Origin of the sequence: Hafnia alvei, assembly GCF_034424155.1 — a bacterium.
In the GTDB taxonomy this organism is placed as follows: Bacteria; Pseudomonadota; Gammaproteobacteria; order Enterobacterales; family Enterobacteriaceae; genus Hafnia; species Hafnia alvei.
Window position 1 is genome coordinate 3,879,815 of record NZ_CP139992.1, and the last position, 15,594, is coordinate 3,895,408.

14 protein-coding genes are annotated in these 15,594 nt (G+C 49.2%); 7 read left to right on the plus strand and 7 right to left on the minus strand.

Translation table 11 applies throughout. The features are described 5' to 3' along the window. Positions 1–111 precede the first annotated feature (111 nt). The 3 genes from rcsF (at position 112) to proS (ending at position 3,073) form a co-directional block, all read left to right on the plus strand. Positions 112–531 (plus strand): envelope stress sensor lipoprotein RcsF, encoded by a 420-nt coding sequence (gene rcsF, locus U0008_RS18035; protein ID WP_025801173.1) that lies wholly within the window; start codon positions 112–114, stop codon positions 529–531. Further along, the gene (gene tsaA, locus U0008_RS18040) at positions 528–1,235 is read left to right on the plus strand and encodes a tRNA (N6-threonylcarbamoyladenosine(37)-N6)-methyltransferase TrmO (RefSeq protein ID WP_043489342.1); all 708 of its coding nucleotides are present in this window, start codon (positions 528–530) and stop codon (positions 1,233–1,235) included. Before rcsF ends, tsaA begins: the two co-directional genes overlap by 4 nt. A 119-nt stretch (positions 1,236–1,354) precedes the next feature. Further along, a complete protein-coding gene (proS, locus tag U0008_RS18045; protein ID WP_025801171.1) occupies positions 1,355–3,073 on the plus strand; it encodes a proline--tRNA ligase in 1,719 nt (572 codons plus the stop codon). A gap of 74 nt (positions 3,074–3,147) precedes the next feature. On the opposite strand, the gene creA is transcribed toward proS, so the two are convergent. Continuing rightward, on the minus strand, positions 3,148–3,624 hold the full coding sequence (creA, locus tag U0008_RS18050; protein WP_046360381.1) for a protein CreA: 477 nt from the start codon (positions 3,622–3,624) through the stop codon (positions 3,148–3,150). A 244-nt stretch (positions 3,625–3,868) separates the two neighbouring features. Between creA and robA the strand changes: the two genes are divergently transcribed. Beyond that, the gene (gene robA / locus U0008_RS18055) at positions 3,869–4,747 is read left to right on the plus strand and encodes an MDR efflux pump AcrAB transcriptional activator RobA (protein ID WP_025801169.1); all 879 of its coding nucleotides are present in this window, start codon (positions 3,869–3,871) and stop codon (positions 4,745–4,747) included. Here the strand turns inward: robA and gpmB are convergent. Continuing rightward, positions 4,744–5,391 (minus strand): 2,3-diphosphoglycerate-dependent phosphoglycerate mutase GpmB, encoded by a 648-nt coding sequence (gene gpmB / locus U0008_RS18060; RefSeq protein ID WP_025801168.1) that lies wholly within the window; start codon positions 5,389–5,391, stop codon positions 4,744–4,746. The genes robA and gpmB overlap by 4 nt on opposite strands. Positions 5,392–5,443: 52 nt before the next feature. On the opposite strand from gpmB, the gene yjjX reads away from it, so the two are divergent. After that, positions 5,444–5,977: an inosine/xanthosine triphosphatase gene (yjjX, locus tag U0008_RS18065; RefSeq protein WP_040046168.1), complete on the plus strand. Its 534-nt coding sequence runs from the start codon at positions 5,444–5,446 to the stop codon at positions 5,975–5,977. 81 nt (positions 5,978–6,058) lie between these two features. On the opposite strand, the gene trpR is transcribed toward yjjX, so the two are convergent. The 3 genes from trpR to cspE all read right to left on the minus strand — a co-directional run bounded on the left by trpR (position 6,059) and on the right by cspE (position 8,881). After that, on the minus strand, positions 6,059–6,385 hold the full coding sequence (gene trpR, locus U0008_RS18070) for a trp operon repressor (RefSeq protein ID WP_043489340.1): 327 nt from the start codon (positions 6,383–6,385) through the stop codon (positions 6,059–6,061). A gap of 94 nt (positions 6,386–6,479) precedes the next feature. After that, complete coding sequence (sltY, locus tag U0008_RS18075; protein ID WP_043489337.1) at positions 6,480–8,408, minus strand: murein transglycosylase; 1,929 nt, start codon at positions 8,406–8,408, stop codon at positions 6,480–6,482. A 260-nt stretch (positions 8,409–8,668) separates the two neighbouring features. Then, positions 8,669–8,881, minus strand: a complete 213-nt coding sequence (gene cspE, locus U0008_RS18080; RefSeq protein WP_025801164.1) for a transcription antiterminator/RNA stability regulator CspE — start codon at positions 8,879–8,881, stop codon at positions 8,669–8,671. 563 nt (positions 8,882–9,444) lie between these two features. Between cspE and ettA the strand changes: the two genes are divergently transcribed. Then, on the plus strand, positions 9,445–11,112 hold the full coding sequence (gene ettA, locus U0008_RS18085) for an energy-dependent translational throttle protein EttA (RefSeq protein ID WP_038502471.1): 1,668 nt from the start codon (positions 9,445–9,447) through the stop codon (positions 11,110–11,112). Between the two features lie 201 nt (positions 11,113–11,313). Here ettA and U0008_RS18090 read toward each other — a convergent pair whose 3' ends face one another. Further along, a complete protein-coding gene (locus U0008_RS18090; RefSeq protein ID WP_043489327.1) occupies positions 11,314–12,219 on the minus strand; it encodes a LysR family transcriptional regulator in 906 nt (301 codons plus the stop codon). Between the two features lie 117 nt (positions 12,220–12,336). Between U0008_RS18090 and U0008_RS18095 the strand changes: the two genes are divergently transcribed. After that, entirely contained in the window at positions 12,337–13,338 is a 1,002-nt protein-coding gene (locus tag U0008_RS18095; RefSeq protein WP_043489325.1) for a zinc-binding alcohol dehydrogenase family protein, read from the plus strand. Positions 13,339–13,383: 45 nt separating this feature from the next. Here the strand turns inward: U0008_RS18095 and U0008_RS18100 are convergent, their stop codons facing one another. Beyond that, the gene (locus U0008_RS18100; protein ID WP_043489323.1) at positions 13,384–15,168 is read right to left on the minus strand and encodes a DUF3300 domain-containing protein; all 1,785 of its coding nucleotides are present in this window, start codon (positions 15,166–15,168) and stop codon (positions 13,384–13,386) included. Positions 15,169–15,594: the final 426 nt, after the last annotated feature.

Consider the following 15,594-nt stretch of genomic DNA (forward strand, 5'->3'; position numbering starts at 1 on the left):
CTCGCGCTGTTATAGTACGTAATATCTTCAAGACGGGCTAATGCCCGTCTTGTCATTTCTGCCATACCTTGATTCAATAGCACTCACTTTTATAAAAATCAGGAAACATTTATGCGTGCATTACCTTTATGCTTGCTCGCTGCCACTTTGGCTTTGTCCGGCTGTTCTTTACTGCACTCGAAATCAGAAAATACCACGCCCGTTGAACCGGCAAAAGCACAGGTAAGCACAACAAAAACCACCAAGCCGACTCAGCCCAAACCGCGTCCGGTAAAAGTGTATGACAATGCCGAAGACTTGGTCGGTAAGCCTTTCCGTGATTTAGGCGAAGTAACAGGCAGTGTTTGCCAAGCAACGGAGCAAGACTCACCTCCGAATCTGGCCACGGCGCGCAAGCGTATGCAAATTAAAGCTTCAACTATGAAAGCCAATGCGGTGTTACTGCATCAATGCCAAGTCGTCACCGACGTACAAGGCTGCTACCAACAAGCGGTGTGCAAAGGCTCTGCGCTAAACGTTTCCAAGCAATGAGTCAATTTACCTTCGATACGATCGGGCTTATTCGCTCTCCTTATAAAGAGAAATTTGCCATCCCTCGACAGCCCGGACTCATTGAGGACGGCGGCGGTGAACTGGAACTCATCGCGCCTTATAACCAGCCCGAAGCGGTACGTGGTCTCGAAGAGTTTAGCCATTTGTGGATCGTTTTTGTCTTTCATCAAACGATGGAAGGTGGATGGCGTCCAACGGTTCGCCCACCTCGCCTAGGGGGAAATGCGCGTATGGGCGTTTTCGCCACGCGCTCCACGTTTCGTCCGAATCCGATTGGTATGTCGTTAGTTGAACTAAAATCTGTAGAGACCAAAGGCGGCAAAGTTATATTGAAGTTAGGTAGCCTCGACTTGGTCGACGGCACGCCGATCATCGATATCAAGCCTTACCTGCCTTTTGCTGAAAGCCAACCTCAGGCTCGCGGTGGTTTTGCTCAAGACGCGCCTCTGGCAGATATGCCCGTCATTTTCTCGGAAGTTGCCCAACGGCAAATCGGGCAACACCAGCAGCGCTATCCTCATCTGCAGCGATTTATCCAGCAGGTGCTGGCACAGGATCCTCGTCCGGCCTACCGCAAGGGAGAGAGCGAAGATCGCATTTATGCCGTGCATCTGCTCGATTTTAACGTGCGTTGGCAGGTGAAAAATGGCATAACCGAAGTGATCGACCTGAATTCAGTCTAGAATTTCATGCCCTTCTCTTTTGACAACTCGCCGTCACTGGTAAACTAAGCCACTTTTCTTTATTTTGGCCGCCTTTCCCGACGGTCTGATACATATTGCGTTCTAACGGAACAATACACATGCGTACAAGCCAATATCTGCTCTCCACTCTGAAGGAGACTCCAGCCGACGCCGAAGTTATCAGTCATCAACTGATGCTACGTGCCGGTATGATCCGCAAACTGGCCTCCGGTCTTTATACCTGGATGCCTACCGGTCTGCGTGTTCTGAAAAAAGTTGAAAACATCGTCCGTGAAGAGATGAACAACGCCGGCGCAATCGAAGTGTCCATGCCCGTAGTTCAGCCTGCGGATCTGTGGCAGGAAAGCGGTCGTTGGGAGCAGTATGGTCCTGAGCTGCTGCGCTTCGTCGATCGCGGCGAACGTCCATTTGTATTGGGTCCAACCCACGAAGAAGTTATCACCGATATGGTGCGCAATGAGATCAGCTCTTATAAGCAGCTGCCGCTAAACTTCTTCCAGATTCAAACCAAATTCCGTGATGAAGTTCGCCCACGTTTTGGCGTCATGCGTTCGCGTGAATTCCTGATGAAAGATGCTTATTCTTTCCATACTTCTCAGGAATCACTGCAAGAAACCTACGACAAGATGTTTGCTGCTTATAACAAAATCTTCAGCCGTATGGATTTGGATTTCCGTCCAGTTCAAGCGGATACCGGTTCCATTGGCGGCAGCGCTTCCCACGAATTCCAAGTGCTGGCACAAAGCGGTGAAGATGATGTCATTTTCTCCAACGAATCTGACTATGCAGCAAACATCGAATTGGCCGAAGCCGTAGCACCGAAAGGTGAACGCGCTGCGCCAACGGAAGAACTGCGTATCATTGATACACCAAACGCCAAAACCATCGCTGAATTAACCGAACAGTTTAATCTGCCGGTTGAAAAGACTGTTAAAACTCTGTTGGTTCATGCCACCAAAGAGAGCGGTCATGCGTTAGTGGCTCTGCTGGTTCGTGGCGATCACGAACTGAATGAAGTGAAGGCAGAAAAGCTGGAAATGGTTGCCAGCCCACTGACGTTTGCAACCGAAGCAGAAATTCGTGCTGTCGTAAATGCGGGTCCAGGCTCTTTAGGCCCAATCAATATGACCGTACCGGTAGTGGTTGATCGCACCGTTGCCATGATGAGTGATTTTGGCGCAGGCGCTAACATTGACGGTAAACATTACTTTGGCATCAACTGGGAACGCGATCTGCCGTTGCCACAGGTTGCGGATATCCGTAACGTGGTTGCAGGCGATCCAAGCCCAGATGGCAAAGGCACGTTACTGATCAAACGCGGCATCGAAGTGGGTCATATCTTCCAGCTCGGCACTAAATACACCGAAGCCTTGAAAGCCACTGTTCAAGGTGAAGATGGCCGTAACCAGTTAATGACCATGGGCTGCTACGGAATCGGGGTAACACGCGTTGTTGCTGCCGCAATCGAACAGAATCATGACGACCGTGGCATTATCTGGCCAGACGCTATTGCACCGTTCCAAGTCGCTATTCTGCCAATGAATATGCATAAATCTTTCCGCGTGAAAGATTTGGCTGAGTCTCTGTACGATAGCCTGCGCGCGAAAGGCATCGACGTGATTATGGATGACCGCAAAGAGCGTCCAGGCGTTATGTTTGCCGATATGGAACTGATTGGTGTACCACATACCATCGTTATCGGTGACCGTAATCTCGACAGCGATGAAATTGAATATAAGCATCGTCGCAGCGGCGATAAGCAAATGATTAAAACCGGTGAAATCGAAGATTTCTTACTGGCGCGAATCAAACGCTAAAGCCGATAGTATGAGAAGTAAAAAAGGCCGACAATAATGTCGGCCTTTTTGTAACTAGATGATTCAACGTTAAATCACTGTGCCGCAGCGGCAGCGGGAACGCTCGTTTCGGCAGTAGCCCAAGGCATAATAGGCACTGCGCTGATGGCGTTCTTCGGAGAACCATCCACAACTTTATCGGAATACGTCAAATAGACTAAAGCGTTACGAGCGGGATCGTAAAAACGTACTACCTGTAATTTTTTAAACACCAATGAAGTGCGTTTACGGAAAACAACTTCTCCATCAGATTTCTTATTCTTAATCTTTTCGCTTATTGCGATTGGCCCAACCTGCTGGCAAGAGATCGCGGCATCAGCAGTATCTTCTGCTAATCCCAAACCACCTTTAATGCCGCCAGTTTTCGCTCGGCTAATATAGCAAGTCACATTTTTAATGTCTGGATCGTCAAATGCCTCAACCACAATTTTGTGGTCAGGCCCCAGAATTTTAAACACCGTATCAACGGAACCGATCTGTTCTGCATGGGCTGCAGACATCATCGCAGTCATTGTGAAACATAACCCTACAAAAAATTTGTTCACCTAGCTACCTCGGATAATTATAATCACGCCAGTTATTAATAAAACGAACGTAATTACATAGTATATAAAAGTTCTAAATCTTACAGCACGGCTCACACCTGCATAGCACTCTTTGCGCTGAAAAAACCTTAATATAAGTCTAAGGCCTAAAAAGTTGCTATTATGCCGCTTAGTTGCTGTTTACGTTCATTACTGCTTTTGAGGATGCTATATGGATCAGGCCAGTATTATTCGTGACCTGTTAAGCTGGTTGGAAGGACACTTAGACCAACCACTATCGCTCGATAACGTCGCAGCCAAAGCGGGATATTCTAAATGGCACCTGCAACGGATGTTCAAGGAAGTCACTGGTCAAGCCATTGGTGCCTATATACGCGCACGCCGTTTATCTAAGGCCGCCGTGGCACTTCGACTAACCAGTCGCCCAATTTTAGATATCGCACTGCAATACCGTTTTGACTCACAGCAGACGTTCACTCGCGCCTTTAAGAAGCAGTTTAATCAAACTCCCGCGCTTTATCGCCGCGCGGAAGATTGGCATGCTTACGGAATGTGCCCACCGATTCGTCTGGGTCTGAGCAATTTGATTCAACCTGAGTTTATAACGCTGCCTAGCATATCCTTGGTGGGTATCACGCAATGTTATACCTGCACGTTGGAGCAAATCAGCAAAGTCCGTACCGAACTGCGTAGCCAATTCTGGCACGATTTCCTGCACGATGTGAAAAACATCCCGCCGGTTCTGTATGGATTACACCACTCTCGCCCAAGTTTAGATAAAGATGACGAGCAAGAAGTGTTGTATACCACCGCGCTAGAAATTGAGCATTTGCCACCTGATGTCACGAAAGAAGTACAGTCGATAACTCTGCTCGGCGGCGAATATGCCCAGTTTTGCTATAACGGCCCAGCTGAAGGATTCCAGGAATTTATCCTAAACCTTTACGGCACCACATTACCAACGCTAAATCTGGTGCGTCGTAAAGGTTACGATATCGAGCGCTTCCATCCTCAGACGGATTCCTCGCAGCGACCACCTAAACATATCTGCTGCGAGTATCTGATTCCGACCCGTCGCGAAGAAGATTAACGCTGGATCTCATCAAGTGCAGGTCTATCCAAATGATGGATATCACCTGCACTTTCAACGACCCAACCCGGCGCCAGCCAAGGGCTTTGCTGATAATCTACCCGTGATAGTGAACAGTTGCGCAGGCGCAAACGTCGCTCGGCGTGTGGCGGTAACCCTAAAATAGTCCCTAACAACGCGCCTAAGGCAATCCCATGGCTCACCAATGCGGGCTGACTTCCCTCGGGTAAATCAAGACAGCTATTCAACGCGGCACGCATGCGCGTGGCCAGTTCAGCCATGCTTTCCCCCTCGGGGATACGCGCATCAGGCGTACCATCAACCATCTGCTTACGCCATTTCTCTTCCTCAGGGGAAAGCGAATCAAGCAAGCGCTCTTCTAATACGCCCATATGCAGTTCACGCAGGCGCGAATCGAGAATGAGCTCACATCCACAGGCATCAGCGATGGCCTGCCCAGTTTGGCGAGTCCGCCCCAGATCGCTGGCAATCACATGCGTGATCCCCATCTGGCTCAAACGGGCCGCAACCTGACGCGCTTGAAGTTCTCCTAACTCGGTCAATGGGCTGTTGGATTGTCCCTGAATCCGGCGTTCTGCGTTCCACTCGGTTTCACCGTGGCGAATAAGATATACCTGTGTCATGTACTTTTTCCGTATACTGCGAGAAATGCGCTAATAGGAAGCTGGAAATACTATGTACCATGTTGTAGCAGCAACTACCAACCCCGCAAAAATTAAGGCTATTTCTCTGGCGTTCGATGATGTTTTTGGTCCCGACCAGTATCGCATTGAAGGCATTGAAGTTGATAGTGGAGTCCCCGAACAACCCATTGGAAATCACGAAACGCGAACCGGCTCACGCCACAGAGTAATGTGCGCACGTCAAGTTTGCCCGGAAGCTGATTTTTGGGTCGGTGTTGAAGCGGGTATTGAAGAGAATATGACGTTCGCATGGATGACGATTGAGAATCATCATATGCGCGGAGAATCTCGTTCAGCAAGCCTGATGCTGCCGGAATCTGTCCTGCAAGGCATCGCAGAAGGTAAAGCCTTAGGCAGTGAAATGAAGGCGATTACTGGAACAAATGATATCGGCCGCCGCGAAGGCGCTATCGGTGTCTTTACCAACGGTGTACTGACACGCACCAGTGTTTATCACCAAGCGTTAGTTTTAGCTCTGGTCCCTTTTCATAATGAAATCTTCCAGAAGCGTGCAGAAACAAAATAGCGATGCACCTTACTAGACGCTTTAGCGATCTGACGATGGCTCCCAAACGAGCCATCGCATAGCAATTCACTTAACGTCATACTATTTATCAGTCAGTAACTGCTGTTCTAACCATTGTTTCAGATCTGCGGGCGCTGTTTTCAAACTATTTGATCCGCGAGTGATGGTTGCAATACCTGCGCCTAACTGACTTTTCAGCTCACGCTGGCTGATCTCGCCTTTCATCAACTCTTCAATAATTCGCACCCGCGTCGCCAACGCTGTTCTTTCGTCCGGCGTCAAAAAAAGCTGTAACATCGGGCCTTGTAAATCTTCGGCAAACGCCTGCCGTAGCAATTCAACAAAACGTTGCCAGTCATCATTTTCTTGTGCGCTGAGCGCGGGATCATTCAGGGATCGCGTTGTCATGATTAGCTGCCATACTCTTGGTGAGAAAATACTCATTAACTAGTACGGCAGCATACCATAAACTTGGCGCAGTCAAAGATATCCAGAACAGAAATCAGTAACGGCGCTCCCATTCTGCATCGGTCAGGATTTTGGTTGGGCGCTTCATGAAGTAACGATAGTAAGCATCATAAGCCAAGACGTTCTTCACATAGCCACGGGTTTCCGAGAAAGGAATACTCTCAATAAAGGCGACTGCATCTACGCGACCACCGGTATTTCCGAGCCACGTGGTGACGCGAGACGGCCCTGCGTTATAAGCTGCGCTCGATAAAATACGGTTACGCCCCAAACTCTGATACACATATTCCAGATAGCTGGTGCCAATCTGAATGTTGGTAATAGGATCGAGCAGCTGGCTGCTGTTGACGTAGTTGCTTAAATTAAACATTTGCGCCGTGTGCTCAGCGGTTTTAGGCATCACCTGCATCAACCCACTAGCCCCAACCGGTGACTGGGCTTTTGGATTCCAAGCACTTTCTTGGCGTGCGATAGCCATCGCATAGGATTGAGAAATCCCTTTATCTTCTGTGGCCTGGCGGAACTGCTGCGGCCACGCCATTGGGAAACGTTCTTCTAAATGATCCCATAGCTTCGCGGTGATCGTCGCCTGAACACTGAGATCGGCCCAGTTTTGCTCAAAGGCATAACGCGCTAAAGCCGCCTGATCCGATTTAGATTTACTGCTAATGAGAGAAACCCATTCGCTCCGCGCAGTATTATCCATGTTCCAATACATCAGTTCACGGATACGATCGATCGCAGGATCGTTGGTAAGCTTGGAAGATGGCTTATCCGCAACCTCAACCTGCAATGGATATGTGATACCCAGTTTTTGAGCCGCCACCATCGGATAGAATCCGCGCTGCTGAGTCAACGAACGAAGAATGCTTTCACCTTCGCTGCGTTTGCCATCCTCAATCATGACGCTCGCATTCCAGTAGCGCCATTCGTCTTTATTACGCACTTCTTGCGGCAATAAAGCCAACCATGTGCGGATTTCTTGCTTATTGCCATTGCCTAACGCTAACCGCACACGACGTTCAATCAGTGAAGCGCTGTTGCTATTTTTAATCACATTATCTCGCCACCGAATATCATCGGTGGTGGCGTCGCTGCCCATCAAGCGCCATGCAATACTGTCTTCCATGGCCTGACGTTGCTTATCGCCAATTTTTTGCAATCGCACCAAAGTTGGAAGCATCGCGCGTGCTTCATCAGCGTTCTGACGCGCCAAGCTGGAGAATGCGATTTCAGTCGCGTCGCGGGTAAAATCGGTTGGTCCCACGCTACGCGCAAATGCCTCGACATTGCGAGGATCGGCCTGAAGGCTAGCAAGTGCATCGCCCATAGTTTGATAATCAGGCGGAAGCTGCTTGGCTAGGAAACTTACCAGCCCGTTATTGCCTTTCTTCAGCGCCAAACGCATACGTTCAAGCACGGTCAGCGGCGTCTGATCGCCAGAGGCTTTCCACGCATCAAACAACTTGTCGCAGTTGGTAGGCAGTGACTGACCGCTCAGCCAAATATCACGAGCGCCATCCCATGCAATTTGCTGATGGCCCGTTGCGTATTGGGCATAGTAATAATTACAGCGAGCCGCGATAGGTTTAGGAGGCTGAGGGCTAAACACCAACAATCCTGTCCAATCCTGACGACGAGAGAGCTCATTCACATAACGAGACGGCAATGATTTAGCGGGAGGCAAGGTCGGATTGCGAGCAATAAAATCTTTAATCTCAATCGTCGTAGCCTGACCAAGATCCTGAGTTAGCTGGCGGTATTCTAGATAAGGATAAAGCGGGTAATCGCGCAGCGTTGGCATCAGCTGATTCACCGTCATCATCTGATTGCTGTCCCATGCCTGCTTTACCTGTAAATAACGCTGACGCTGAGCATCCAAAGAGTCAGCAAAACTGCTCCCGGACACAGCGACTAAACATAAACCTATACCCCAAGCACGCCAATTGTCCGCCATGACCATCTCACCTTTCCTCGCTTTAAACCGATACCACTCATAGACAGCGATTTTAGCAGAGCATTCCATTAGCCCCTGCCTTTCTTCACAACTTTTACGTTTAGGTTGCCTAGCCACTAACATAAACAACCGAGAAGGGAAAACAAAGGGATAGTGAATTTTGGGCATAAAAAAACCCGCTCAAGGCGGGTTTTTCTTTTCAGTATTCTTTAACTGCTCAGGTCTATGCCGTCATCGCTATCGTAAACAATACTAAACTATAGAGATTACAGAGCTACTACGTTAGCTGCTGCTGGGCCTTTAGCGCCATTCTCGATAGTGAACTCAACGGTCTGACCTTCGTCCAGAGATTTGTAGCTATCGCTCTGGATTGCAGAGAAATGTACGAATACATCTTTGCTGCCGTCAGCTGGAGAGATGAAGCCGAAACCTTTATCAGCGTTGAACCATTTTACTAAACCAGTCATTTTGTTAGACATTAGATACTTCCTTTCAATTTTTTAAGCCACATTATTGCAGCGAACGAGGTTCGTCGTCAGAGCTAGCTTATGGGGTGCACTTAGGAGGAGACTCACGGAAGAAGAGGTATCTAAGGATAACGCTTGAACTGAGGACTGCTTTACTAAAACTGCTTTCACATAAGGTCTGTGTTCCAAACCGATGACGCTATTTACTCATGCCTTAGGTTTATAAGCAACACCTATTTTTGAATCTTCTTGAATAAACCGTAGTAATTTTGGGGAGAATCCAACGCGGACGCGGCCTACAGGAAAGAAAATTCTTAACTCAATATTTATCCGAACGATGAAATAAACATCAAATACCCTATATTTGCATAACTTAACCGACAAAATTTACGCGTTAAACACCCATGTCATGCGACGATGGCTGGGATAAAAATTGAAAACGGGCTAAACTCCGCCTTCATAAAATGCCCTGTCGCGCCAATGACAGAACGTCATTTAAATGCTTATGCCCCGCCTCTCGCCCATGAATCTGTGAGATAGAGGTAAAACCCTTATAAATCAAGGAGTATATAGCCGTGGCTCAATACGTCTATACTATGCACCGCGTCGGCAAGATTGTTCCGCCGAAGCGTCACATTTTGAAGGACATTTCCCTTAGTTTCTTCCCCGGAGCCAAAATCGGTGTTCTGGGTCTAAACGGCGCAGGTAAATCAACCCTACTGCGCATCATGGCCGGTATTGATACCGAAATCGAAGGTGAAGCCCGCCCACAGCCGGGGATCAAAATCGGTTATCTGCCGCAGGAACCAAAACTTAATCCAGACCAAACCGTGCGTGAAGCGGTTGAAGAAGCCGTTGGTGAAGTGAAACGCGCACTGACCCGTTTGGACGAAGTGTATGCACTGTATGCCGATCCAGACGCTGACTTTGATAAGTTAGCCAAAGAACAGGGCGAGTTGGAGGCGATTATTCAGTCTCACGACGGCCATAATTTGGATAACCAGTTAGAACGTGCCGCCGATGCGCTGCGTCTGCCTGCCTGGGATGCACAGATTGCAAACCTGTCCGGTGGTGAACGTCGCCGCGTGGCAATTTGCCGTCTGCTGCTGGAAAAACCAGACATGCTGCTGCTCGACGAACCCACCAACCACTTGGACGCCGAGTCCGTGGCATGGCTGGAACGCTTCCTGCACGACTACGAAGGCACCGTGGTGGCGATTACCCATGACCGTTACTTCTTGGATAACGTTGCCGGTTGGATCCTCGAACTTGACCGTGGTGAAGGTATTCCATGGGAAGGTAACTACTCTTCTTGGCTGGAGCAGAAAGATCAGCGCTTGGCGCAGGAAGCCTCGGCTGAAGCCGCTCGTCGCAAATCTATCGAGAAAGAACTGGAATGGGTACGTCAGGGCGCGAAAGGCCGTCAGTCTAAAGGTAAAGCGCGTTTGGCTCGCTTTGAAGAACTTAACAACGTTGAGTATCAAAAGCGTAACGAAACCAGCGAACTGTTCATTCCACCAGGACCTCGTCTGGGTGACAAAGTGCTGGAAGTTCAGAACCTGTCAAAATCTTACGGCGACCGCCTGCTGATTGAAGATCTCTCCTTTGCGCTGCCGAAAGGCGCCATCGTGGGTATCATCGGCCCAAACGGTGCGGGTAAATCTACCTTGTTCCGTATGATTTCCGGCAAAGAGCAGCCAGATTCCGGCAATATCGATCTCGGTGAAACCGTCGTGCTGGCATCAGTAGATCAGTTCCGTGACAGCATGGATGACAAAAAAACCGTTTGGGAAGAAGTCTCTAACGGCCAAGACATCATGCGCATCGGTAACTTTGAGATGCCAAGCCGCGCCTATGTAGGCCGCTTTAACTTCAAAGGCGTCGATCAAGGCAAACGCGTCGGCGAACTGTCCGGTGGTGAACGTGGTCGTCTGCACTTAGCGAAACTGCTGCAGGTTGGCGGCAACATGTTGCTGCTCGATGAACCGACCAACGACCTCGACATCGAAACCCTACGCGCCTTAGAAAACGCCCTGTTGGAATTCCCAGGCTGCGCGATGGTTATTTCCCATGACCGTTGGTTCCTTGACCGTATCGCCACCCACATTCTGGATTATCAGGATGAAGGTAAAGTTGAATTCTTCGAAGGTAACTTCACCGAATACGAAGAATACAAAAAACGTACTCTGGGCGCTGAAGCATTAGAACCGCACCGTATTAAGTACAAGAAGATGACTAAATAGGTTTAGTCTCTGTGAATAAGGCTCCTATCGAGGAGTAATGCTGTTCACTTAAGCGTGATTTTAGGGGAAGTACACCGATGGGGTCGTAGCAGCTTTAGCTGCCGGAGCGCCCCGCGGTGTGCTAGCCCCGTGTATCTCGATCTCTTCAACGAACTGCATTACCTATCAAAGGGAGCCTTTTTATCTCTCACCGCCTGCCAACTAATCGCGTAGTGCCTGATTGTATTGAGCAAAAGCGCGGTGATTTAATGTAACCTCAATGAATCGGTCGAGCGCCGGCGAGTTCAGCTTGCGACTTGGATAAACCAGATACAGCTCATTTCCCTCCGCTTCCCAACCGGGTAATACCCGCACCAAACGCTCTTGATCGACCAAATCCTGCGACAAAAATGCGGGCAGCAATGAGATCCCTGCGCCAGCCAATACGCACTCACGCACATACAACAAATTATCGGCGGCATGATCCATCGGCAGCTCCCAGCGATAGAATTCCCCTTTACGCTGTAACACCCACTCATGCCATGCACGGTGCGCGATACACTGGTGTTGCTCTAACTGTTTCGGATGCTCAAGCGGCGGGAAGCGCGAAAGATAAGTCGGAGAGGCCAAAAGATAGCGAGGAGAATACCCCAGACGGCGCCCCACCAACGAAGAATCCTGCGGTTTCCCCGTACGCAGTGCGACATCAAATCCATCCTGAACCAGATCGTTCATCACGTCTGAAACGTAAACTTCCAAGCTTACGTCTGGGTAGCTTACGCGGAAATCACTACACACATGTGCCAATAGCGTCACCGCAATCCCCGCGGGGGCAGTGATCCGCAGGCGTCCACTGGGATTCTCTTTCAGGCGCTGCAAGCTAAGATCCGCGCGCTCAGCGGCTTGGATCATTTCGCGACAATGCACCAAATAGCGCTCCCCTGCATAGGTAAGATTGAGTTGCCGGGTAGTGCGATTTAGCAGCCGCAGGCCAAGCTGCTGTTCTAAATTGCTGACTCGTTGGCTAACGCTGGATTTAGGTAGCCCAGCTCGCTGTGCAGCGGCCGTAAAACTTCCGCACTCCACCACCAGCGCAAACAACGCCATGTCCTGTAGTTGATTAAACATCTCGCCTCATTGTTCGTCATAAAAGAACACTGCGTTAATGATTGTCCATCTTATCATCAGAAAACAGCTCAACTACACTAACTTCATTCAACGCAGTTTCTATTTGGGAGCCCTACCATGACTATTACCGCTATCGCCGTCGATCCTTCTAACCCGAAAGAATTCACCGTTATTCACCCACAAATCTCCGCTCCAGCTGATTATGATTTGCTGGTCGATGTTAAAGCCGTCTCGATAAATCCTGTTGATACCAAAGTACGCGAGAACCTGATTAAAAATGGGTTGGAGCAACCGCGTGTATTAGGCTGGGACGCCAGCGGCGTGGTGCTAGCCGTTGGAAGCAAGGCCACTGGATTCAAGGTAGGAGATGAAGTCTGGTACGCGGGTGACATTACTCGCCCAGGCAGTAACAGCACTCAGCAGCTGATCGACTCGCGGATCGTTTCACATAAGCCACAAAGCATGAACTGGGCGCAGGCCGCAGCGATGCCATTAACCACGCTAACGGCTTGGGAAGGCTTATTCGAACGCCTGAAAGTTCAAGACGCTGATGCCGACAAAACCTTATTGATCATCGGCGGCGCAGGCGGCGTGGGCTCATTGGCAATTTCACTTGCCGCGTTAAACGCCAAAGTAAAAGTGATTGCGACGGCTTCAAATGCCTCGTCGGCGCAATGGTGTCTCGATCGTGGCGCCGATCTCACCGTTGACTGGCATGACCTAAAAGGCGAGCTTGCCAAGCACGATATCAAACAGGTTGATTACATCTTCTGTTTGAATGATACCGACGGACACTGGGCCGCCATCTGCGATTTAATCGCCCCACAGGGACAAATCTGTACCATCGTAGAAAACAGCCATCCGCTGGATCAATCTGCATTAAAAATGAAAAGTGCGGCTCTGCATTGGGAATTTATGTACACCCGCAGCATGTTCAATACGCCAGATATCGCTGAGCAAGGCAACATTCTTCAGCAGGTGGCTAAGTTAGTCGATGAGGGGAAACTGCAGGGCACGCTCAGCGATACCCTGCACGGCTTCTCTATCGAAAACTTGGAAAAAGCGCATAGCAAAGTTGCCGAAGGCCGGATGCGTGGCAAGATGGTCATTGAGTTTTAGTTCATAGTTTCAGGCCACTCCCAACGGAGAGGCCTGAATGCCCCATTAACGCTGATGTAGCTGCAAATGATTATGTTCTAGTATCACCGGATGCGCTGGTACGCTATGTTCCGGCAGGCTACGCATCATGGAGTGACCTTGATTTCCACGCTCTTGCTGCGGATGCCAATTTGATACACCGCTGGCGTTACCGTTGAAAAGGTTCTCATGCTGCTGATTAAAGCGCGGTACTATTGGTTGCTGACCTTGTTGTTGTCGAACCTGCTGTTGTCGAACCTGCTGTTGTCGAACCTGCTGTTGAAAAGCATTCTGCAACGCATTATTTGGCGAAGCATTAACATGCTGAGTATTGGGCTGGCTCACACGCTCAACACGCTGTTCCACGGAGTTTCTGGTTACGGCGATATGCTGATTTATAGGAGCACGCACCGGCATTGATGATTCAGTACGATTATGCAGCACAGATTCCGCATTTTGCCGACGCAGCTCAGGCTGATTAGCCGCGGCATGACTCAATGACACCCCATTAGTTTGACGATTAAACACCGCGGCTGCATTTTGACGTTGCAAGCCTGCGCTGTTCATGTGGGCAACCCCGTTATCAAGCCCACGCACGTTAGCGCGCGGGTCGCTAGATGTCAGATTTGGGTTAGCCGATAAATGAGTCTGTCCTGATAAAACCGGCTGATTTCCCACTGGTTGATGCAGCGAGCTGAGATCAATTTTATTGGCCGAATTGCCGCCCACGCTGGCCTGAGTTGTACCAGAAATAAAGTGCTGCGACGTCGCCGGATCGTGATACGGCACGCTGGCGCGATAAGCCGGATTGTGCTGCCATTGAGTCGCCCCACCGATGTTCCCGCCGGTAATGTGGTTATAGTTATTCACGTTGATATTCACATGGCTGTTATTCACGTAGTTATTACCCTGATGGTAATTCCCGCCATGGCCGTCATCATGATACCCATCGTCGTGGTGATGATCGTCATCGTGGTGGTGGTGATCGTCATCATGCCAATCGAGACTGCTAAACAGAGCATAGGTGGTCGCCACTCCGATACCGAACCCGATGCCGGAAACTAAACCATTAGTAAATTGTTCCCCCGGAGGCGGCGGTAGATAAACCGGCGGATAGGCGGGAGTAGCCCACGTGCCATACACCACATTCGGGTTGTAGCTTGGGACATACACAACCTGCGGATTAGTTGGCTCAATAATGATGGTTTGTGGCTGGGACGTCACCACGGTCGTTGATTTACCCGGGACACGAGTCGTATTCGCTGGCTGAATAATCACTTTCTGCTGAGCGTTCGACGTGAGCGAGCCATTTTTCTGCGCCGTCTGACGCAATTTCTGCACGCTATTCATCACGTCATCTGGCTGAGCTAAAAAGGCATCACCTAGGTTTTGCACCCACTCAGGGTTTTCTCCCATCAACGCTAAAAGCTGCGGCAGCGCAACCAGCGATTTCACACTAGGATCCCACGGTTGATTCGCCACCCGCTTAACCGCTGAATCTCCCTGTGCCTTTGGATTATCGCGCGACCACTGAACCGCCTGAACAACATTAGATGGATAGGTAGATGCCATCAGAATTTGCGCCAACACGGGATCAGGATAAAGCGCGATTGGCGCAACCAATTGATCAAGCTGCGGTTGAGTAAAGGATTTCGTTACGGCAGCCGACGTTGACGCTTCAGACTGAGTCTGTGCGGCCTGAGGCTGTTGCCACGAAATATACCCATTTTTCACTAATACTGTACCCGCGACGGCAACCGCACCGACGCCACAAAGCAGCGCAATCACTGACGGTTTAAATGACATATTCATTCTGACTCTCCAGAAATCAACATTCTGAATGCATAGTGCTGCGCTTAATCACAACGCACGCTCAAACACAGAAACTCAATTAATTAACATGGACCGTTTCAATATTATGTATGACAGCACACTGCAGAATTAGTTAGTGGGGAGAAGTAGAGAGAATAGTGGAGAAATAAAGCAGATATTTTTGTCTATATAAATCCGTTAATACACACAATATAAAAAAGGCTATTAAGTGTATTAAAAAAACATATTAATCAATAAGAAAACAAACACCAAGCAGATTCAAACCACAAATAACACAGAATAAAGCCGCTTAAGCATTATAAATTTAAATATAAAAAACAAAGTCATTCAAATAAAGAATATTTCTTGTCGGAGAAACACATACTTAATAACAATAAATCACATAATAAAGTCATGTGGCTCTCA